11 protein-coding genes are annotated in these 19,061 nt (G+C 51.9%); 8 read left to right on the forward strand and 3 right to left on the reverse strand.

The features are described from left to right. The first annotated feature begins 653 nt into the window (after nt 1–653). Nucleotides 654–2,441: a thioredoxin domain-containing protein gene (locus tag Enr17x_RS03375; RefSeq protein WP_145305868.1), complete on the forward strand. Its 1,788-nt coding sequence runs from the start codon at nt 654–656 to the stop codon at nt 2,439–2,441. A gap of 207 nt (nt 2,442–2,648) precedes the next feature. After that, entirely contained in the window at nt 2,649–4,709 is a 2,061-nt protein-coding gene (locus Enr17x_RS03380) for an isochorismatase family protein (protein WP_145305870.1), read from the forward strand. 172 nt (nt 4,710–4,881) lie between these two features. Here Enr17x_RS03380 and Enr17x_RS03385 read toward each other — a convergent pair whose 3' ends face one another. Next, complete coding sequence (locus Enr17x_RS03385; RefSeq protein ID WP_145305871.1) at nt 4,882–5,979, reverse strand: cellulase family glycosylhydrolase; 1,098 nt, start codon at nt 5,977–5,979, stop codon at nt 4,882–4,884. A gap of 205 nt (nt 5,980–6,184) precedes the next feature. Here Enr17x_RS03385 and Enr17x_RS03390 point away from each other — a divergent pair, with 205 nt between their 5' ends. Beyond that, nucleotides 6,185–7,399 (forward strand): sialidase family protein, encoded by a 1,215-nt coding sequence (locus Enr17x_RS03390; RefSeq protein ID WP_145305873.1) that lies wholly within the window; start codon nt 6,185–6,187, stop codon nt 7,397–7,399. 300 nt (nt 7,400–7,699) lie between these two features. On the opposite strand, the gene Enr17x_RS03395 is transcribed toward Enr17x_RS03390, so the two are convergent. Then, the gene (locus Enr17x_RS03395; protein WP_145305875.1) at nt 7,700–9,112 is read right to left on the reverse strand and encodes a hypothetical protein; all 1,413 of its coding nucleotides are present in this window, start codon (nt 9,110–9,112) and stop codon (nt 7,700–7,702) included. Nucleotides 9,113–9,254: 142 nt separating this feature from the next. Here Enr17x_RS03395 and Enr17x_RS03400 point away from each other — a divergent pair, with 142 nt between their 5' ends. The 5 genes from Enr17x_RS03400 to Enr17x_RS03420 all read left to right on the forward strand — a co-directional run bounded on the left by Enr17x_RS03400 (nt 9,255) and on the right by Enr17x_RS03420 (nt 14,969). After that, nucleotides 9,255–10,475 (forward strand): hypothetical protein, encoded by a 1,221-nt coding sequence (locus Enr17x_RS03400; protein WP_145305877.1) that lies wholly within the window; start codon nt 9,255–9,257, stop codon nt 10,473–10,475. A 40-nt stretch (nt 10,476–10,515) separates the two neighbouring features. Continuing rightward, the gene (locus Enr17x_RS03405) at nt 10,516–11,958 is read left to right on the forward strand and encodes a polysaccharide biosynthesis protein (RefSeq protein WP_145305879.1); all 1,443 of its coding nucleotides are present in this window, start codon (nt 10,516–10,518) and stop codon (nt 11,956–11,958) included. A gap of 381 nt (nt 11,959–12,339) precedes the next feature. Further along, nucleotides 12,340–13,152 carry a hypothetical protein gene (locus Enr17x_RS03410; protein WP_145305881.1) on the forward strand — a complete coding sequence of 271 codons (813 nt, stop codon included), beginning with the start codon at nt 12,340–12,342 and terminating at the stop codon, nt 13,150–13,152. A gap of 80 nt (nt 13,153–13,232) precedes the next feature. Further along, complete coding sequence (locus tag Enr17x_RS03415; protein WP_145305883.1) at nt 13,233–14,117, forward strand: hypothetical protein; 885 nt, start codon at nt 13,233–13,235, stop codon at nt 14,115–14,117. A gap of 69 nt (nt 14,118–14,186) precedes the next feature. Next, on the forward strand, nt 14,187–14,969 hold the full coding sequence (locus tag Enr17x_RS03420; protein ID WP_145305885.1) for a hypothetical protein: 783 nt from the start codon (nt 14,187–14,189) through the stop codon (nt 14,967–14,969). A gap of 53 nt (nt 14,970–15,022) precedes the next feature. On the opposite strand, the gene Enr17x_RS03425 is transcribed toward Enr17x_RS03420, so the two are convergent. Then, on the reverse strand, nt 15,023–18,883 hold the full coding sequence (locus Enr17x_RS03425) for a PVC-type heme-binding CxxCH protein (RefSeq protein WP_145305887.1): 3,861 nt from the start codon (nt 18,881–18,883) through the stop codon (nt 15,023–15,025). Nucleotides 18,884–19,061: the final 178 nt, after the last annotated feature.

Here is a 19,061-nt window from a genome sequence, read left to right on the forward strand (position 1 = left end):
AAATAGCGTAAAAATTACAATGCCTTGCAAAAAAGACAGCAAAATGATTTCTGTAAGAGTTGATTGTAAAAGGTTCCAGAGAAAATCCTATTTACAAAGAATTCCCTTTAATGTATTTACGCGTTCTCGCGAAGATTTCGCAAAATAATTTGTTTTTCTGGTACGCAAGGTGCGTCATTATTTAATTACCCGTCACAAATGGGATTCTGAATCCCGTTTCTAAGTCATACTTGTACACAGGTACGGAACCGACAATTCACTTGAATCAAAGCAGATGGTCAGGAAGACCGACTCGATTCACCATTTAACAGATTTTCATTTCCAACGGTGAGTTGGAACAAACCAAGAGGCATGGAAGCCGCATCGTGAAGCTATTTTCACAGAGATCGCCCGTTGATTCATTCAACAGGGCTGTGAACTTTCGAACTGTCGACTCTCTTCGGATGAAGAGGGGGCTCAAGCAGTTTTTCGCTCACGCAGAGATTGTCAATCAATCTCGCCGCACTGCTTCTCTGCAAATGACAGCCCGTTTGGTTGTCTGCTCTGTCCTGAGAAACATTCCTGTTTCTCGGCAGGAGTCAGGAGAATATACCCCTTTATCTGAATCAGTAACGCTTCGTGCGTTCAAACCAACCTTTTTGAGGAGTTGGTAGATGAAGTTTTTGACGACAGTCATTTTATCATTTGTAGTTTTATCCGGTTCAGCCAGTGCTGCAGCTCCCAACGGAGTGCTGCTGGATTTCACAGCGACCTGGTGTGGTCCGTGTCAGAAAATGAGCCCGTTGATTTCGCGTTTGAAGCGTGAAGGTTATCCGATTAAAAAGGTTGACGTCGATCAGCAGCCAGAATTGGCGCGTCGCTTTAACGTTTCCAGCATTCCGGCATTTGTGCTGGTGGTTGAAGGTCGGGAAGTCGCCCGGTCTGTGGGTGCGACGACGGAAAGCAATCTGAGACGGATGCTGGCTCGGATTCCTGCTAAAGAGGCACAAGCACCTGCGAATTCTAAAAAAGAGGACTCGGTGATTTTTGCTGCGAATGAGAGAAAAGCAGGTCAGTCTGAGGAAGCACCCATTCAACTGGCACAAAACGAGACCAAACCAAAAAAGAAATCGCTCGGATTCAATATTCCCTTTTTAAATAGATCGAAAGAAGCGGAGGAATCGGTGCCTGTAGAAGAGCCTGTGATCCGGGCTCAGTTCGGCGATGCTGCCGGCGATCATTTGGTGGAGTCACCACAGGCTCCGGTCGTGAATGACTGGCGTGCGAGCACGGTGCGGATTCGCGTCAAAGATCGAAAAGGGATGGACCTGGGGTCCGGAACGATCATTCACAGTGCCGTGGGGCGAACTTTGATTATGACCTGCAGTCACATCTTCAGTGAATTGAAGAACGATTCCGTGATCGAAGTCGATGTCTTTCAAGGCGAGAAATTCGAAACGTACGTAGGCACACTGGTGCGATATAATATGGAAGGTGATGTCGGACTGATCTCGATTCCAACTTCAGGCATTGTTGCTGCTGCAAAAGTTGCTGCCATCGAACATGAAGTCAATGCCGGCGATACAGTCGCCAGTATCGGGTGTAACGGCGGTGAACTGCCGACACTGGAAAAGATCAAGGTGACCGAACTGAATCGGTTCTTAGGACCTGACAATATTGAATGTACGGGGATGCCCGTGCAGGGACGTTCCGGCGGCGGCTTGTTCGATCGGTCAGGCCGACTGGTGGGCGTCTGCTTTGCCGTTGATAAAGATGACAAACGTGGCTTGTATGCCGGCTTGCCTGTGGTTCATAAATTACTGGACGACGCGAAATTGACGGCGTTGTACAAGCGGCAGCCTGAAATCGAAGAGAGTGCTCCTGAAGTCAAACTGGCGATGGCCGAATCGCGACAGGAAATGCGGGCCGAACCCAATCAGGCGTTGCTGGATGAGTTCCTGGAACAGGCCATGCCCAGCCAATCCGTTACATCAGCCACAACCGGCAATCCGGATCTGTCTCAACTGCAGGCGGCTCTGGATCAGACGGGAGAAGCAGAAGTCGTCTGTATTATTCGTCCGTTGAACAAACCACAGTCAGCCAGTCGTGTGGTGATTATCAACAAAGCCAGTTCGAAATTTGTTTCGTATCTGTCAGGCGAAGTCAGCAATCAGCCGCAGCCGACTTCGGCTCGCTTCCAGCCGGATAAAGTACTGACTCACAAGCCACACTCACAGCAACGCATGAGAGACGAACGTATCAGCCGCAGTCTGCCCCGTGTTGCCAGCGTACAGCGTCAGAGTCGTTCACAGCAACAGGAAGAGCCGACATTTCGTCCGCCTTCTTCCTTCAAACAAACGGCCCAGAAAGCGTCTGTTTCAAATCAGCAACAGAGGGCTAAAATTGAGCAGGTCAAGCAACGGCTCGAACGCTACCGCCGTTCTGAAGGATCTCGTCGTTAAGGCGATACGCTCTCGATTATCCTGAGATAGACTCAAAAAACTGATCCAGCCTGAGAAGCGACTTGCTTTTCGGGCTGGATTTTTTTGTTTTTCGCTTTCAGACTTTTGTTCTGGTATTGTCTCGCTTTAGAATGAAGAGACTGTTGATGCCGTCAGCAGAATCTGTTCTGTCGTTCCTTCCCGTTGCCTGTCACCAGGAGACATCACGTGAATACTTTATGCAAACTGGCTGCCTGCTTGAGTCTGGTTTTGCTGACGAACACCGGTTTGTCGGCTGAAGATCTCAAATTACAACTTCGTTCTCAACAGGAAACGAGCAAAGACTCGGGGCGCTACCATCGTTTGCAGCGCACGGAACAATGGAAGCCTGAGCAGACAGCAATCATTGTCTGCGATGTCTGGGATTATCATCACTGTTTGAACGCTGTCAAACGTCTGGAACAGTTTGCACCGCGGTTAGACAACCTGCTGAAGAAAGCGCGGTCACAGGGCGTGACCATTATTCACGCTCCCAGTGACTGTATGCCCGCTTATCAGGGGCATCCGGCCCGCATGCGGGTGATGCAGGTGAAGCACAAGGGCCCGATTCCCGAAGGAATTGAAAACTGGTGTTCGAAGATTCCCAGCGAAGAACGAGCCGTCTATCCCCTCGATCAATCGGATGGAGGCGAAGACGACGATCCGGAAGAGCACGCAGCTTGGGCGAAGAAATTGAAATCGCTGGGACGCAATCCCGCACTGCCTTGGAAGAGCCAGTCTCCTTTGATCACCATCAACGGCGACAAAGATTATATCAGCGATAAAGGGGATGAGGTCTGGCGGATTCTCGAAAGTCGCGGCATCAAGAATGTGATTCTGACCGGCGTGCATACTAACATGTGTGTGCTGGGGCGGCCCTTTGGTCTGCGTCAATTGTCGAAGAACGGAAAGAATGTCGTTCTGGTTCGCGACATGACCGACACGATGTATAACCCGAAACGCTGGCCTTACGTCAGTCATTTTACCGGCAACGATCTGATTATCTCACACATCGAAAAGTTTGTCTGTCCAACCATCACCAGCGATCAGATTCTAGGCGGTGAGGAATTTACTTTCAAACGCGATCAGCGTCCCCATTTGCTGATCGTGATGGCAGAAGCCGAGTATGAGACGAATGAGAGCCTGCCCGAATTTGCCCATCAGAATCTGGGAAAACATTTTCGGGTGAGTATGGTATTTGCCGATGACAAGGACCGCAATTCGATTCCCGGCATCGAAGCCATCAAGGATGCGGACGTCGTACTGTTCAGCGTTCGTCGGCGCGTCCTGCCGAAACAAGCGATGCAGGCGATTCGTGATTACGTCAAAGCGGGCAAGCCGGTTGTGGGAATTCGGACCGCCAGTCACGCGTTTTCGCTCAGAGGCAAACAACCCCCCAAGGGCCTGCAGGACTGGCCTGAGTTTGACGCGGAAGTATTTGGTGGCAACTATCACGGGCATTACGCCAACGATTTGAAGTCGATTGTTTCAATCAACGAAGCCCAAAAGCGAAATCCGATTCTGACGGGAATCCCCGATAAGCCCTTCCCGCAAGCGTACTCGTTATATGAAGTCTTGCCGCTGGCGAAAGGGACGACCGTGTTGCTGACCGCGAAAGCGGAAGGGAAACCGGCCGAGCCGGTCGCCTGGACCTTCAAGCGGAAAGACGGCGGCAAGTCGTTTTATACGTCGCTCGGGCATCCGGGGGATTTCAAACAACCGGAGTATGTGCGACTCTTAGCGAACGGCATCTACTGGGCCGCCGGCCTCAATCCGGCTGATGTGAGTCTTTCTGAGAAAGTCACGCTGCATGCAGCCCCACACTGGTCCGTCGTGCAGATTCCCGATGTAAAGCAAGCACCGAAAACCGAACAGAGTCGCTGGTATCGCTGCGTGGTTCGCATTCCGGAAAAGTGGATGGCGGGCAAACCGCTGCTGCTGAAAGTCGCTGGTGCGGAAGGGACTGAAGTCAACGCCTGGTTCAATGGCACGGCTCTTGAAAAGACGGACGCGGGCTTTCAAGTCGACTGTCAACCGGTGGCGAAAAACGATGCCAATTTGATTGTGCTGCAGGTGAAAGGTGAGACGAAAGAGTCCGATTTTCGTTCTGTCCCGCAACTGATCTCAGCGACAAGTGCACTCCCTTTAGCAGGGCGCTGGCAGTATCGAGTAGGCAATGATGCGCAGTTTGCGAACATGCCTTTGCCCGCGAAGTTTGGTACCGTGACCGACATTGTGTTCAAGCCGTAGATCACGCAAGTGTTTCGTGGTAGGGGCGGCCCTATGTAGCCGCCCGCAGGGTTGAGGCCGTATGCAAGACCAACGTGCGCATGCTTCATTTGGTCCCATCGACATTGTATCACAGAGTTGATTCCCACAAGGCGGGCAGACACATGGGTACTGCCCCTACGTTTCTATTTTCTCATTGCTCACCTTTAAATTGGGGACCGTTTTTCTCAAAGAACTTCAGCCAGCTGGCCGTGAGGGCATCGCCGATCGTTTTGCCCTGTTTCAGTTCTTCTGGGGTTTGGCCCCAGTAGAAACCGATCCAGCCGTCGGCGTATTGTTTTGATTTCAGGAGAAACTCTTCGAATTCCTGAGGCGAGCTTTTGAGCGGGAACGTTTCTTCAATCACCAGCGGTTTGCCGACGTCAAAGCCTTTCAGTGTTTCGAGTGCCTCTTTCACTTTCCCTTTTTCGGGATAGAGGTGCACGCAGATAAAATCCAGATGTTGGCTGACTTTGTCGGGAACAAAACCAGACTGCAGACCACGGCGTTCCAGACTCCAGGGGACGAGACCCACGGTAATGAGATGTCGCTGGTCCTGTTTGCGGATCGCCTCCACGAGTGTTTTGATCCAGGCGGCTGCGATCTCGGGACGCGGGCGTTCATCAGGACCGAGCGTAATCCGTTGCACAAAATGCTTGCCGCCAAACCCGGGTCCGAGCCAGTCGGTTCCTCTCTTCTTGCCCGCCTGAACCACCGGTTCATTCATTAAGTCGTAGCAGAAGATGGCGGGACTGTGGGCGCATTCTTTAGCGACGGCGGACCAGAAAATTGCCTGAGCTTGCCAGCGCTCTACATCACTCAATTGATTGTACCAGCCGGGGACATCCTGTTTGTGATAACAGCCCAACCCAGTCAGGTCGAGATACAGGCCCGTGCGTTCGGCGAGTTTCAGCAGCTCTCCCAGTTTTTTTAATGCGGATTCACGCGGTTGATCGGGGGCCGTCATGAATTTGCCGAACTGAATATGAATCCGTACGACATTCGCGCCGAGCTGTTTCATTTCGGCGAAGTCCTGCTCGATCGTTTTCCAGTCGGTGTTCCAGTAATCTTCGAGAAGTTGTCCCTCTCGGTTGTGATCGTAGTTGAATCCCCAGGGGACAAACGGCTTCTGGTCTTCTGCAGTCACGAATGATTTTCCGTCCGGGCTGACTTGAATCCAATCCAGTTCGGCTGCCGTCAGAGTATTGGCAGACATTAAATAGAAGATTGCGATCAGAGAGCAAGTTCGCATTTGTCTGTTCCTGAAAAGAGAAAGAAAAGAGAGGCTGGCTCATCATCAAAAGACACGCGTAGCTTCATATTAAAGCTGGTTTCGAGTAGATTGCAATCCTGCGATGCCGGGCGACTTTGCCAACATTCTATGCTCTGGTATTGAGACCGGTGGTAAATCTGCTTATCGTAAAGAGATACTCCCTTGTCATTAAAAAGAGGCTCGCATGAAAAAATTGATCCCTGTTTGTATTATTGTTGGTTTGCTGGCTGTTGGAATTGATACCCTCACAGCCGCTGATGAATCGCAGCCGTTGACGTATGAGGTCGATTTGCGAACTGTCACAGAAGGCTTTGACGGTAAAACCTGCTGGGTGCAGGCGCGTGCCGGTGCGATTCCCCAAACAGGGCTATTTCCCTCGACCGTGGTGCTGACAACCCAAAAGTTATTACTCACCGGCTCCGATGTGTTTTATGCCTTGAATGAATTTCGAACCAGTGATGGAGAAAACTGGGTAGGACCGATCAAGCATGACACACTCGCGCGTCGCCGTTTATCAGACACGCGCGAAATTGCGATCTGCGATTTTACACCCGGCTGGCACGCGAAGACGAAAAAACTGCTGGGGACCGGACACTCGGTGCGTTACGAAAATAACAAGGTGATGCACGTTCGCAAACGGAGCGTGGCGTATTCGGTTTACAATCAGAAAGATCATACCTGGTCAGAGTGGACAACGATGCCGATGCCGGATCGGCCGGAATTCGAAAACTGCGGCGCCGGTTCGGCCCAGCGTGTGGATCTGGAAGACGGCACGATTCTACTGCCCGTGTACTTCAAAACTAAAACAGCAAAACAATACAGTTCTGCAGTGGTGCTCTGTGACTTCGATGGCGAAAAACTGACGTACAAAAAGCATGGCAGCGCGCACACGATTCCCGTGAAGCGTGGTCTCTATGAGCCGTCTCTCACGAAGTTCCAGAATAAATATTATCTGACAATGCGGAATGACGAAAAGGGCTATGTCTCTGTCAGTGAGGATGGCTTGAACTATTCCGAGCCGATCGTCTGGAAATTCGACGATGGTCAGGAACTGGGCAACTATAACACGCAGCAGCACTGGGTGACGCACAGCGAAAAACTGTATCTGGTTTATACGCGTCGCGGTGCGAATAATGATCACGTCTTCCGTCATCGGGCACCGCTGTTCATGGCAGAAGTCGACCCGAAAACACTGCGTGTGATTCAAAAGACCGAACGGATTATCGTTCCGGAAAAAGGGGCGCGGATGGGGAACTTTGCCGTCGTTGACATCAGCCCCTCTGAGACGTGGGTTGTGGTGGCCGAGTGGATGCAGCCAATCGGCATTGAAAAATACGGGAGTAACAACCGGATTTATACATCCCGGATCAAGTGGTCAAAGCCTGCGAAGTCGGAGTAGGGGGGCTTCACATCAGTGTCCCAGGTTGTTTATATAACGTTGCTCGTTCAATTTTAGAAAAATGATCCCGCCCCGTGTTTCTGTAGGGGCGCCCTATGTGGCTGCCCGCAGGGTCAGCGTCAAAGGTGTAACTAACGTGCGCAGGTTTGATCTGGTCCCATCGTCAGCATGATACAGAATTGAGTCTTGCCAGGCGGGCAGACACATGGGTACTGCCCCTACGATTTTTATTAGGCACGCTTTTATAATCACTGTTGGCAAGCCAACAGTGCCACACAACAACGATTAATAAATGCTCTATTAATCGTTGTTGGATACCAGCTCCTTGAGTGTCTGCATTAAGACGGTTTCGACTTCAGGAGCCGTGCGCGAGACGCGGCCTGTTTCGTAGCCTCCCTGGGCGTAGGCGATGGTTGTGCCGATGTAGCCGGGGCCCTGATCCCCGTAGGCGGCCATACAGACGAAATCATGGGGCGCCATTTTCTGTGCGGCGAGCTGATATTCGACGAACAATTCTCCCGGCATATGCACGACCTGGGCTGGTCCCAGCTTGAGGCGGGTAATGTCGATCGTGGTTCCGGCTTGCGTGCGTTTAAGATAATCCAAGTCGCGGGCAGCGCGGATGCGATCAGTTAAGCGGGCTTTCGGGTTTTCGAGAATGCCCGTCAGTTTTGTTTCGTCTAGCGTATCACGTAGAGGGAGCAGGACCGGTTTTGATTTCCAGTTCACATCTTTCGCGGAGACCGGTGTTTTTTGGGTGGTGTTCCAGGCCTGTTCCATGCCGGCTGCCAGACGTTGTGCCAAGAGAGGACGGTTTTTGGGATCGCCGTTATTGAATTTTCCTGCGCCGATATTACCGCCGGCACCATTGAAGTGCACGTGCAACACGCCGGGCGTCTGTTTTTCATGCAGAGCCCGGGCCAGGCCGACGGTGTCACAACTAATGCCGCCTTTACCATAATAACTTTGCGGGTGTGTGGCATAGTAACTGAGAATCACAACAGGCTGATCTTTGTTCCACAGACTCAGCAACCGAACGAACGGATCGATGGTGCCGACGGGAGCCGCGATAGCGGCGGGATTGCGTGAGGAACTATAGCGGACGATTTTCACTTTGCCGTCCAGACCTAAAATGCGGCGGTTGGAGGCGAACTGTTTGACTTTGCCTTTGCCGGTGCCGACGTGTGTGACCGGTTGTGCTGTTTTGAGGCTCGCTTTCGCAGCCTGAATCGTGCGTTGCATGACATCATTCAGATAGTCTTCGTTGTACATGATGCCGTTGAGGTTTTGCTGTTTCAAACGAGCGTTCGCGGAAATGTCGACACCGGGGGCATCGTGCTGATGCAGGCAGTGCACGGCGCAACGGTCGGTTGTGGTAGCGAGTGCCTCGGCCAGTTTCTTTTTCCAGACATCCTGTGCACCGTTATTGGCGCCAACCCAGTCGAGCGCCAACAGGACGATCGGTTTTTCGGAACCGAGAATGACGATGCCGCGTGCACTGAGCGGGTCAACCACTTTTTTGGCGGGGGCCACATGTCCATAACAGAGGGGGCTGCCAATCGGGGGCGTGATGTCGCATTCAAAAGTAGCGACTTGCAGGGGAGCCGACTCGGATGTTCCTGCGGCCTGACTGAGACTGGGATGAACGCAGATGATGAGCGCTAGAACTGAAATACTGAGAAGTACAACGTAGCATTTTCTAAGCTGGGACATCGGTCTGACTTTCGTGAGAAAAAGCGTGTGAGGATAGTTCTGGCAGGAGTGACATAGTATAACAGATTTCCCTGTTCCGAATTCAACCATAATCTGAAACTTACAACGGGAAATCCGATTCTTGAAAAAGTTGACTTGATCAATGCGACGTTTCTTTCTGGGTAATTTTGATTTCGAACATCAACTGGCAAGCGAGGTATATGCGGCGTCGGGGGGCGCGACGCCAGCCTTGAATGCGATCTTTGCCAGTTGCTGGATCGGTCTGGCGGAAGAGGACGATTTGCTTTTTCTTCCCGGCCGTGTTGCTTCTGATTTTGTGTCTCAACTCAGCGAGGCCGGCTTGCCGCGCGTGGAATTGACGAATCAATGGCCGACCCGAGAACAGGCTGCGGAGCTGGAGTTCGTTCCCTGGGGCTGGTCGGATGCAGTGAAGCGGATCGCGGTTGACAACGGGTTTCAATTTGAATCGCCCGATCTCAGAGCTGTCCAGACTGTGAATGCGCGCACGTTTTCTTTTGCCTGTGAGCAGGAGTGGGGCCTGGCTTTGCCGGGGAGTTGTCAGGTGAATGATCTGGCTGAGCTGGAGACAGCGATACGTCAACTGCAGCGACAGGAAGCGGAGCCGGACAATACGTGGGTCGTCAAAGCCAACTTCAGTATGTCGGCTCGCGAACGAATGCTCGGGCGTGGAACCCGGTTAACCGAACAGGTGATCGGCTGGGCGGCGAAGCGATTTGCACAGGGACAGCCTCTGTTTGTGGAACCCTGGGTGAAGCGGACGGCGGAAGCGGGATTGCAGTTTTTCATTTCCAGAGAGGGAGAGCCTGAATGGCTTGGTCTGGCCCTGTTGCTGTCTGATGAGCGGGGACAATATCGGGGGAGCCGGATCACGGTTGATGTGGAAACGCGACGGGAGTGGCAACCCGCGATTGAAGTGGGACAGCGCGTGGCGCTGCGGGCACAAGCGGCCGGTTACTTTGGTCCGCTGGGCATCGATGCGATGCGATTTTCGGATGAGCACGGTGAAAAGCGGTGGCGCCCGATTCAGGATGTGAATGCCCGGTATACGATGGGGCGGCTGGCGCTGGGCTTTTCGCGATTTTTGCAGCCGCATCAGGCGGCAAGCTGGCTGCATTTCCCCTGGAAAGAGTCGTATGGTATCTGCTTTTCAAACTGGTTAAGATGTGTTTCAGAACAAGGGGGATCGGGTAGGCGATTGATTGCGACATCCCCCGATCAGATCGACGGGCAAACCGTGCGGCTGGTGACTGTGTTATTGATTTCCGAAACGGCTGAGCAATTGTGTCAAACGGAAGCCGATCTGATGCAGGCGGTTTCTGAACTGGCAGACAACACCGGTTGAGAATGACATCGAATTCGATTAGAGAGCAGAAAAAGGCAGCATGACCGAACAGCGGGAACCTCAACCACCCAGGCGCAGTTGGCCCCGTCGCATGCTGAACCGCATGGAAGTCAACCGGGCGGTCTTTTATGCGCTGGTGAATCGAGGTTGGCAGTTTCTCTCAGGGCCCGTGACGCTGTTATTGATCGTCGCGTTTTTTTCCAGTGAGACGCAAGGTTACTATTACAACTTTGGTGCGCTGATTGCGCTGCAGACGTTTGTTGAAATGGGGATGCAGGTAGTAACACTGTATCTGGCCAGTCACGAATGGGCTCAATTGGAAATTGATGAGCGGGGTTATTTAACCGGCGACGTGTCGGCATTGTCCCGTTTGCGCAGTCTGGCGGCACTGGTAGTGAAATGGTACTCAATCGCAGGGACGCTGTTTGTGGCGGCTATTGGGACGGCCGGCTATTTTTTCCTGGCGTCTCAGCCGGCGTCCGATTTGATCTGGCGTGCTCCCTGGTTTTGCGTCGTGGGATTGACTGCCCTCAGTTTGATGGCGGCTCCCTGCGTTGCACTCCTGGAAGGCTGCAATCAGGTTTCAGTGACGAATCGGTATCGGGCACTGCAGGGGATCATGGGAACGCTGGTCGTCTGGCTTTGTATTTCCAGTGGCGCCGGCTTGTGGACGTGCGTGGCAATTTCTGCGGTGCGTCTGTTTTGGGAACTGTGGCTGATTCTCGTTCATTATCGACGTTTTTTCGCGTCATTGTGGAAGCCTGTGACGGGACCCCAGGTGAGCTGGTCGGAAGAGGTCTGGCCTCTCCATTGGAAACTGGCAATTCAGGCAATGGCTGCTTACTTCACCAGTTCTTTTGTGATTCCCCTGATGTTCAACTATCAGGGCGCTGAAGTCTCCGGGCAACTGGGAATGACGTGGACTTCTTTAATGACGTTGCAAATGGCCGCCTATGCGTGGATGCTGACGCGAGCGCCCTTATTCGGCACACTGGTTTCACAAAACGACATACCAGAATTGAATCGTGTCTTTCGTCGGTTGTTTCAGGTTTCGACGACGGTTCTGCTGACGGGGGGAGCCATTTTTTGTCTGGTCGTCTGGATGCTGCAGGCGATACAGGGGGTGGAACTGTCGGCGGCGTGGCAGGCGTTGGAACCGGTCTGGAATCTGATTCAGAAAGTGCAAGGCCGCATTCTGCCCCTCTATCCGACCGTGCTGCTGACACTGGCCATATTTCCGATTCATATCGCCCAGTGTGTGATGGCGTATATCCGTCCGTTTAAACAGGAGCCGTTCCTGATGTTGAATACTGCGTGCCAACTGATGACCGGGTTACTGGTCTGGTATCTGGGAAAAAATTATGGCCCGGTGGGCGCGGGTTGGGGCTTTCTGCTGGTAGGTTATTTCCTGACCGTGCCCGGGTTTTTATGGATTCTCAAACGGTTTATAATGCAGCGGAAATCGCTGGTCGTTCGTGATTGACGGGTGGTTACACATCAATGAAATTGCATTCATGAAAGAAAAAAGTTGACACATTGAAGTGAACTTTTTACCATCGAGAGATATTCATCATTTCATGCTTTTATCTTAGCTGATGTTCTCAAACATATTTTCTTTTTCATTTCGCTCCCATTTTGATTGAGCCCATTCTTTCTTTGAGAAGAGACAGTCGCGTTCTCATTTTATGAGAACGCCATTTATTGTTTTCGAGAGCATTCATTTCTCATTCTACTCTCTACACTGTTGCCGTTATGAAACAGGCATCAATTCTTTGGAGCAAGAGAGTCAACGTTTCATTTTAGTGAGAATGATCAGGTTCGCCTGCAGGAAATAGAGTTATTTCATTAGTAGAAGGAGTTTTGCATGTTGAGGATGTTGAGAACAAAACGGATTGTGATGGTGACTGGTTTTCTGGCAGTTGGTGGTTTTCTGGTGTTCGCAAACGCAGAAGACAAACCAGAGAAGACGGTTACCAGAACTTCCAATTGGCCGGTGAAATTTACGGTTCAGGAGAAAGTCCCGGCTGTGACTCAGAAAAAGGTTGAGATCAAGCAGTCTTTCTATCCGGCGCTGACGAAATCTGAGCAACAAATTCAAGCAGCACTCAATGCCGACACGAAATGTGACTTTCCGGATATTCCGCTATCGAAAGTGATGAATTCAATCCAATCGCAACATGGCGTGAATATTTTTCTCGATGCATTTGCCCTGCAAGAACAAGGCTTGACGGCTGAGGAACCAGTCAACGTTGCTGTAACTGGCATTCCGCTTAAATCCGCGTTGGAAATAATTTTGAAACCATTGGGTTTAACTTATGTCGTCGATAGTGAAGTTCTCAAAATTACCACGTTCTATCAGGCAAATCGAACACATCAGGTGCGTGTCTACCCTGTGGCTGATTTATGCAAATCTCATGAGGACTATCAGGTTTTGAGCGATGTGATTCAAAATGCCCAATTGGGTAACTGGAAGCCGAACGGCATCGGTAAAATGGACCCGGTGATCAGTTCCGATGGAACCACTGTGGTTGCGCAGAACTATGCATATGAAGGGGGAACGATTTCCATTTTTCCTCAAATCAACTCTCTGGTGATTAGCCAGAACTATCATACTCATAACACGATTGTCGAATTCTTGAATCTACTCAGACAGGTGAGACAAGATCAAGGAACATAGTCGTCAGCTAGAAAAATGGGCACATGAGTTGAGTCGTGTCTGCTTCAAATTTCGAAATTTATTAAGCATGGGGAGCTATCATGATTGGGTTATTCAAACAAAAAATGGTTGTCGGGTCTCTTTGCTGTCTGGTTGCAGCAGGCTTTCTGATGGTGGCGAATGCGGAAGAAAAACAGAAGGTTAAGAGCGCTCAGGCGAAAAAGCCTTCTGTTCCGGCTGCATTGCCTGTTTTGGATGTTTCCGTGTCACAACCGGCAAAATCGGTCGCACCGCTGTTCTTTCCGGAATTAACGAAGTTCGAGAAGCAATTTCAGGAACAATTGAAAGAGAATGTGGAAGCGGAATTTGTGGATGCCCCTTTGTCCGATGTCATGAAATTTTATGAGGATTCGACCGGTGCCAACATTGTGGTTTTTAGCAATGACCTGGGGGAAGAAGGTCTGACCCCGGATGAACCTGTTATGATTTCTCTGGGAAAAGTTTCGTTGAAGACGGCACTGGAATTGATCCTGGAGCCGATCGGGCTGACCTATGTGGTTGATCGGGATGTTGTGAAAATTACGACGATACTCAAGGCGAACGAAATGCTGAAAACCCGCGTTTACCCGGTGGGGGATTTTGGAAATACACCTGAAGACTATGTCGCACTGGAAGTCGCGATTCTCAATGCCGGCCTGGGACAATGGCGCGAACGGAAGACGTCTGCTACTCCTGGTCAACCTGCTCAAGCGGGGGGCTTTGGAGGAGGCGGGGGAGGCGGATTCTTTCAAGTTGGTGGTGGAGAAGGTTTTGGTGGCGGCTTTTCGGGGATGGGACAAAGTTCCTCCGTTTATGAAGAAGGGGAAGGCGGCACCATTTCTGTGGTGCCTCAAAGTAAGTCACTGGTCATCAGCCAGACCTATCGGGCTCACAATGCGATTGTGGACCTACTGACTCAGCTTCGTCAGGCACGCGCTATTGATTAATCACATTTGAAACAGGAAACAGCAAAGGAGGATTTTATGCGATACAAGAACAGAAGGATCACAGCGTTAATGGTTACTGCGTGTCTGGTTACTGCGTGCCTGTTGAGTGCTGGCTGGCTGGCGATGCCCGTGCATGCGGAAGAGAAGCAGGCTGCTACAGAGGCTCAACCTACTAAGGGAGTGAATGCCAAAGAGAAACAGGGGAAACAAGCTTTTTACCCGGCGTTGACCGCACGCGAAGAGAAGCTGGAAGCGGCGTTACGAGCCGATACAGAGGGGAACTTTCCAGAGATTCCACTCTCTGAAGTGATGACTTATTTTAGCGAGTTACACAATGTTCCCATTGTAATTCAACGCACAGATTTAAAAGCCATTAATCTTACTGTTGATGAGCCGATCGATGTTAAGCTCACGGATCTTTCTCTCAAAAATGCCTTGATCCAGATTCTGGATCCGATTGATCTGACGTATGTGGTCGATCGGGATCTGATCCTGATTACTTCGAAAGTGAAAGCAGCAGAAATGCTGAAAACCCGCGTTTATCCGGTCGGAGATTTATGCCGTTCTGGCCCTGATGATTATCAGGTATTAGAAGAGGCAATCCGCAATGCCAATCTGGGTGACTGGAAGTGGGAAGAGCTCCGTTCTGCTCCTGGGGGATTGGGGGGAGGTGTGGGGCCGCAACCTCGTCGTGTTGTAAATCAAGTCGGGGGCACGATCTCAGAGGTGGCAGAAAGTCAGTCGCTGGTGATCAGCCAGACGTATCACGCCCACAATGCGATCGTGGAACTGTTGACCCAACTTCGGCAGGCCCGCGCTGCCCAACTGAAGAGTCCCGATCCTGCTCTATAAGACAGAGTAAAAAGCGAAGAGGGCCGAGGGGAGCAGCCCGCTTCGCAGGCGGTTTATTTACCGCCGTTGGGGGTACGACTCATGATATAGGTGAACAGGTCTTTGACTTGCTGATCGGTCAGATTTTTGGTCAGGCCATCGGGCATCAGAGAAAGGTCAAGAGCTTTGAGGATATCAATTTCCTCTTTGTTAATAAGCACGGTTTGACCTTTGACGTCTCTGAGTGTGATGGTTTTCGTGGTCTGTTCATCGATCAAGCCGGTGACGGTTTTCCCGTCTTCGGTAACGATCAGAAAGTTCGTAAACTCTTCGCGGATGGCGGCACTCGGATCGACGACCGCCAGCAGCATGAAGTTCAGATTGTCCCGTTCATAGCCAGTCAGCTTCGGGCCCGCTTTGCCTCCCTCGCCATACAGAGTATGGCAGGCGGCGCAGGTTTTGTTGAACAGAACTTTGCCGGAGGAGAACTGACCGCCACCCGCTTTGACCAGGCTGGCGACGCGTTTCATCTCCTGTTGTTTTTCTTCGGTCGTACTGCCACGCACTTTGCCCCAGTGCTTTTTGATGCTGGCGTTGATGTCCGGATCATCGTGCAGTGCCATCTGTTGCACGACATCCAGCGGAATCGTATTGGCTTTGATACGCCAGGCATCGACTTCACCCAGGAACTGTTTGCTCCAGGCTTTGCGGCTGGCGAGAACACGCTGCGCGGTACCGCGGACGTCATGCTCATCCAGCAGGGTGCTGTGATAACGGGCCAGGATGTTTTTGCCGATGCTGGGATTGTCGAAGTTCATCAACGCCTGTAATGCCACTCGTTTCAGGGAATGCGTGTCGGCACCTCTTGAGGAAAGGATCGCGGTCAACGGGCCGACGGCGGCTTTGGTTTTCAGTTGTCCCAGAATTTCGATGTAGGTCAGACGGGTCGGTCGATCGGCGTTTTTATCGGCGATGATTTTCAAGGCGCGGCTGGTGGCTGCTTTGTCACCCAGACGCAGGGCCAGCGCGAGATCGGATTCCCCCAGGCTCTTCTGGTATTCTGCCAGGCCTTTGCTGAGTTCTTCCGGCAGATTATCAATTTTCTGACCACGGAACGCTTCGAGCATCCCGACCATCAACTTTTCTTTGTGCTGATCGGAGGGGGCCAGCTTGAGCAGTTTGGCACACATTGCATAGTTTTCTTCTCCGCCCGCCATCGCATAACGCTGCATGATGCGTTCGAGGATATAGTCCTCTACCATTTTCACCTGCCAGAATTCCGGCTTGGAGAACAGCTTCAGCACGGCTTCGCGATCGGACGTTGCTTTGTTTTCGATGGCCCACCACAACAGCAGGGGAATGTGCAGGTCTTCGAGATCCTCTTCGCGTTGCAGCAGAACTTCACTCATTGCGAGACCGGTTTCGGCAGGCAAGCGTTTGGCGGAGGAAGCGAGCTGTGAACGGACCTCGGCATAGGGCTCTGTTTTCGCAAGCTCGACGAGTGACTTTTTCAATTGTTCTGAGGTCCGGTGCTGATCGCCGAGCAGGCGGATCGTCCAGCGGCGGATATGTTGATCGCGGTGCCCCAGCAGTTCCAGCGCGAGCTGTTCGTCGAAGGCGCCGAGTTGATTGAGTGCCCAGAGGGCTTCGAGGGCCCGGTCGTCGTTTTCGTTTTTGACGATCTTTAACAGAGCGGGAACCATCGTCTGGTCGCCACGTTCGCCGATGACCTGGACGGCTTTCTGGCGGAACCATTTATTGTCATGCCCCATCTTTTCGATGAGTTCTTCGTTGGAAGCTTTACTCAGGTCAAACGGTTTGATGGGTTCGAAGTCAGTCGGTTTCAAACGATAGATCCGGCCGCTGGTTTTGTGCCAGTTGTCGCGCGGGTCGACGTGTGTCAGTCGGCTGTCATACCAGTCGGCGAGATAGACACAGCCGTCGGGGCCGACCTTTATATCAACAGGACGGAACCAGCGATCTTGTGTGAGCACGATCGGCGGCAAGTCTTCAGTACGATAAGTGGACGTATCGGGAATCAGGTTACTGGCCATCACGCGGTTGTGCAGCGAGTTAGCTGCGAAGACCGCGCCATTGTATTTGGCGGGGAAGATGCCCCCTTCATAAATCGAGAAGGTTTGGCTGAATCGCTCCTGGTAGCCTTTGTGGCGCATGTGTTCGTAATAGCCGAAGGCGTACGGGTTCGTCAGCGGGCCGTGTTTGCCCCAGTTTTTATGAGCGTAGCCGCCCTGAGCATAATGCATGCCGCGGGTGCCGCCGTTGTTGGTTCCCGAGAAGACGCGGCCTTTGGAATCAATCTCCACGCTGAACGTGTTGCCGCCCCCTTCTGCATAAATTTCAAAGATTTTACTTTCGGGGTGATAACGCCAGATCATCTGGCCTTTGAAGTGGACGTTTTTGGTGACGGCCGAACTGACGGTACCGGTGGTGGTACTGCCGTTCGCGCCGTAAAGCCAGCCATCAGGGCCCCACTTGAGACTGTTGGCAACCGAGTGCGTGTCTTCCAGACCGAAGCCGGAGAGATGGACTTCGGGATCGCCGTCGGGAATATCGTCGCCGTTGGCGTCGGGATAAAACATCAGGTACGGGGGATTGAGGACCCAGATGCCTCCCTTGCCGACGGTGACCGCGGAGACAATGTTCAAGCCGGTGATGACGTCTTTGATCTTATCAAAGGTGCCGTCGCCGTCGGTGTCTTCGAGAACCGAAATTTTGTCGGCACCTTTAACATGGTTTGGTGGTGCCTGGGGCACTTTATCGAAGACGGCTCTTAAGTACTGGTCGTATTTGACGACTTTCAGACCGGCGGGGAAGGGGTACTGCAAGTATTGTACGACCCACATCCGCCCGCGATGATCAAAGCTCATGTAAAGGGGCTGCATGACTTCAGGTTCGGCGGCGATGCTTTCCATTTCGAAGTCTTTATGGACCTGAAACAGTTTGACGGCTTCTTCCGGGGGCGTGGGATCCGATTCATCGCCGACTTCGCCTTTGCCTTTGAAGGCTTTCATCACTTTATCGACCTGCTCGTTCGCCGCCACATTCTTTTTAAACCGGTCGCGGGTGATTTTGCCGGCGACATCGACTTTGGGTGGCGCCTGTTTCAGGCACCAGTAGATGGCGTTGACCAGTGTATGGGTGAACGTGTTGATTTTGAAATCGCCGGGATGGCCGAGCGAAGTGTAGAACACGCGTGATTTATTGTAGGTGTTCGTCCAGGCGACCGGCATCTGAACTGGTTGACCTTCGACGTTGGACAGGCCACGCAGCAGCGTTTTGGTGGAACGTTTGAGATTGATGCTCTTATACATCGAACCTTCGCTGCGGAAATATTTATTGCGGACCGTCGCCATGATCGGATCCTGCTCGGCGCGCAGTTGAGTGGTCACGTCGGTCGGTGTTTTGTTACCGAAGTCGCCCGCGTATTCGCCACCCAGAACTTCTTTATCGAAGTCTTTCCATTCGGCATAGCCGTCGGCGGGTTTGCCTTTACTGAGGGCGAAGCCATGACTGGAGGTGCGGAGTGCGACCAGCGGTTTGCCGGCGGCGAGGTAATCGCGAATCAGTTTCATCTGTGCGGCGGGCAGTGTTTTGCGACGGACACTGAGGAACAGCAGGTCGGCGTCTTTGATCGCTTCCAGTCCGGGGAAGGAATTTGGATCGTCTTTGTCGGGGAAAATAAACTGAGTGCGGAAGCCCAGCGGTTGCAGATGTGCTTTGGCAAACGCGGGCAGGCTTTCAGCCGTTTTATAGCCTTCTTCACCGATCATAAACAGGATCAACGGGTGGTCGGCGGGAGTCGCTGCTTTGGGGGGCTGTTTTTCTGCGCCTGAGAGCGAGAAAAAAGTGAGACCACAGAAGCCAAGAAATACAAACAGGGAGAGTGTCTGCTTCAGAAAAACTCTGTTGCGCATGGCGAATCACTTCTTGATCTATAAAATAAAGGAAACTAATTAAGGGTTGGGTTTTCATAATAACAGCCTGCTTTGGGCTGTGTCACCCGACATTTGACGACTTTTCTGAAGAATATCGTGAGTGAGACGGGGAACCATTCTTTATCCGTTTTTCGTTTTTAAGTATTTATCAAATCAT

The organism is Gimesia fumaroli (genome assembly GCF_007754425.1).
GTDB lineage: Bacteria > Planctomycetota > Planctomycetia > Planctomycetales > Planctomycetaceae > Gimesia > Gimesia fumaroli.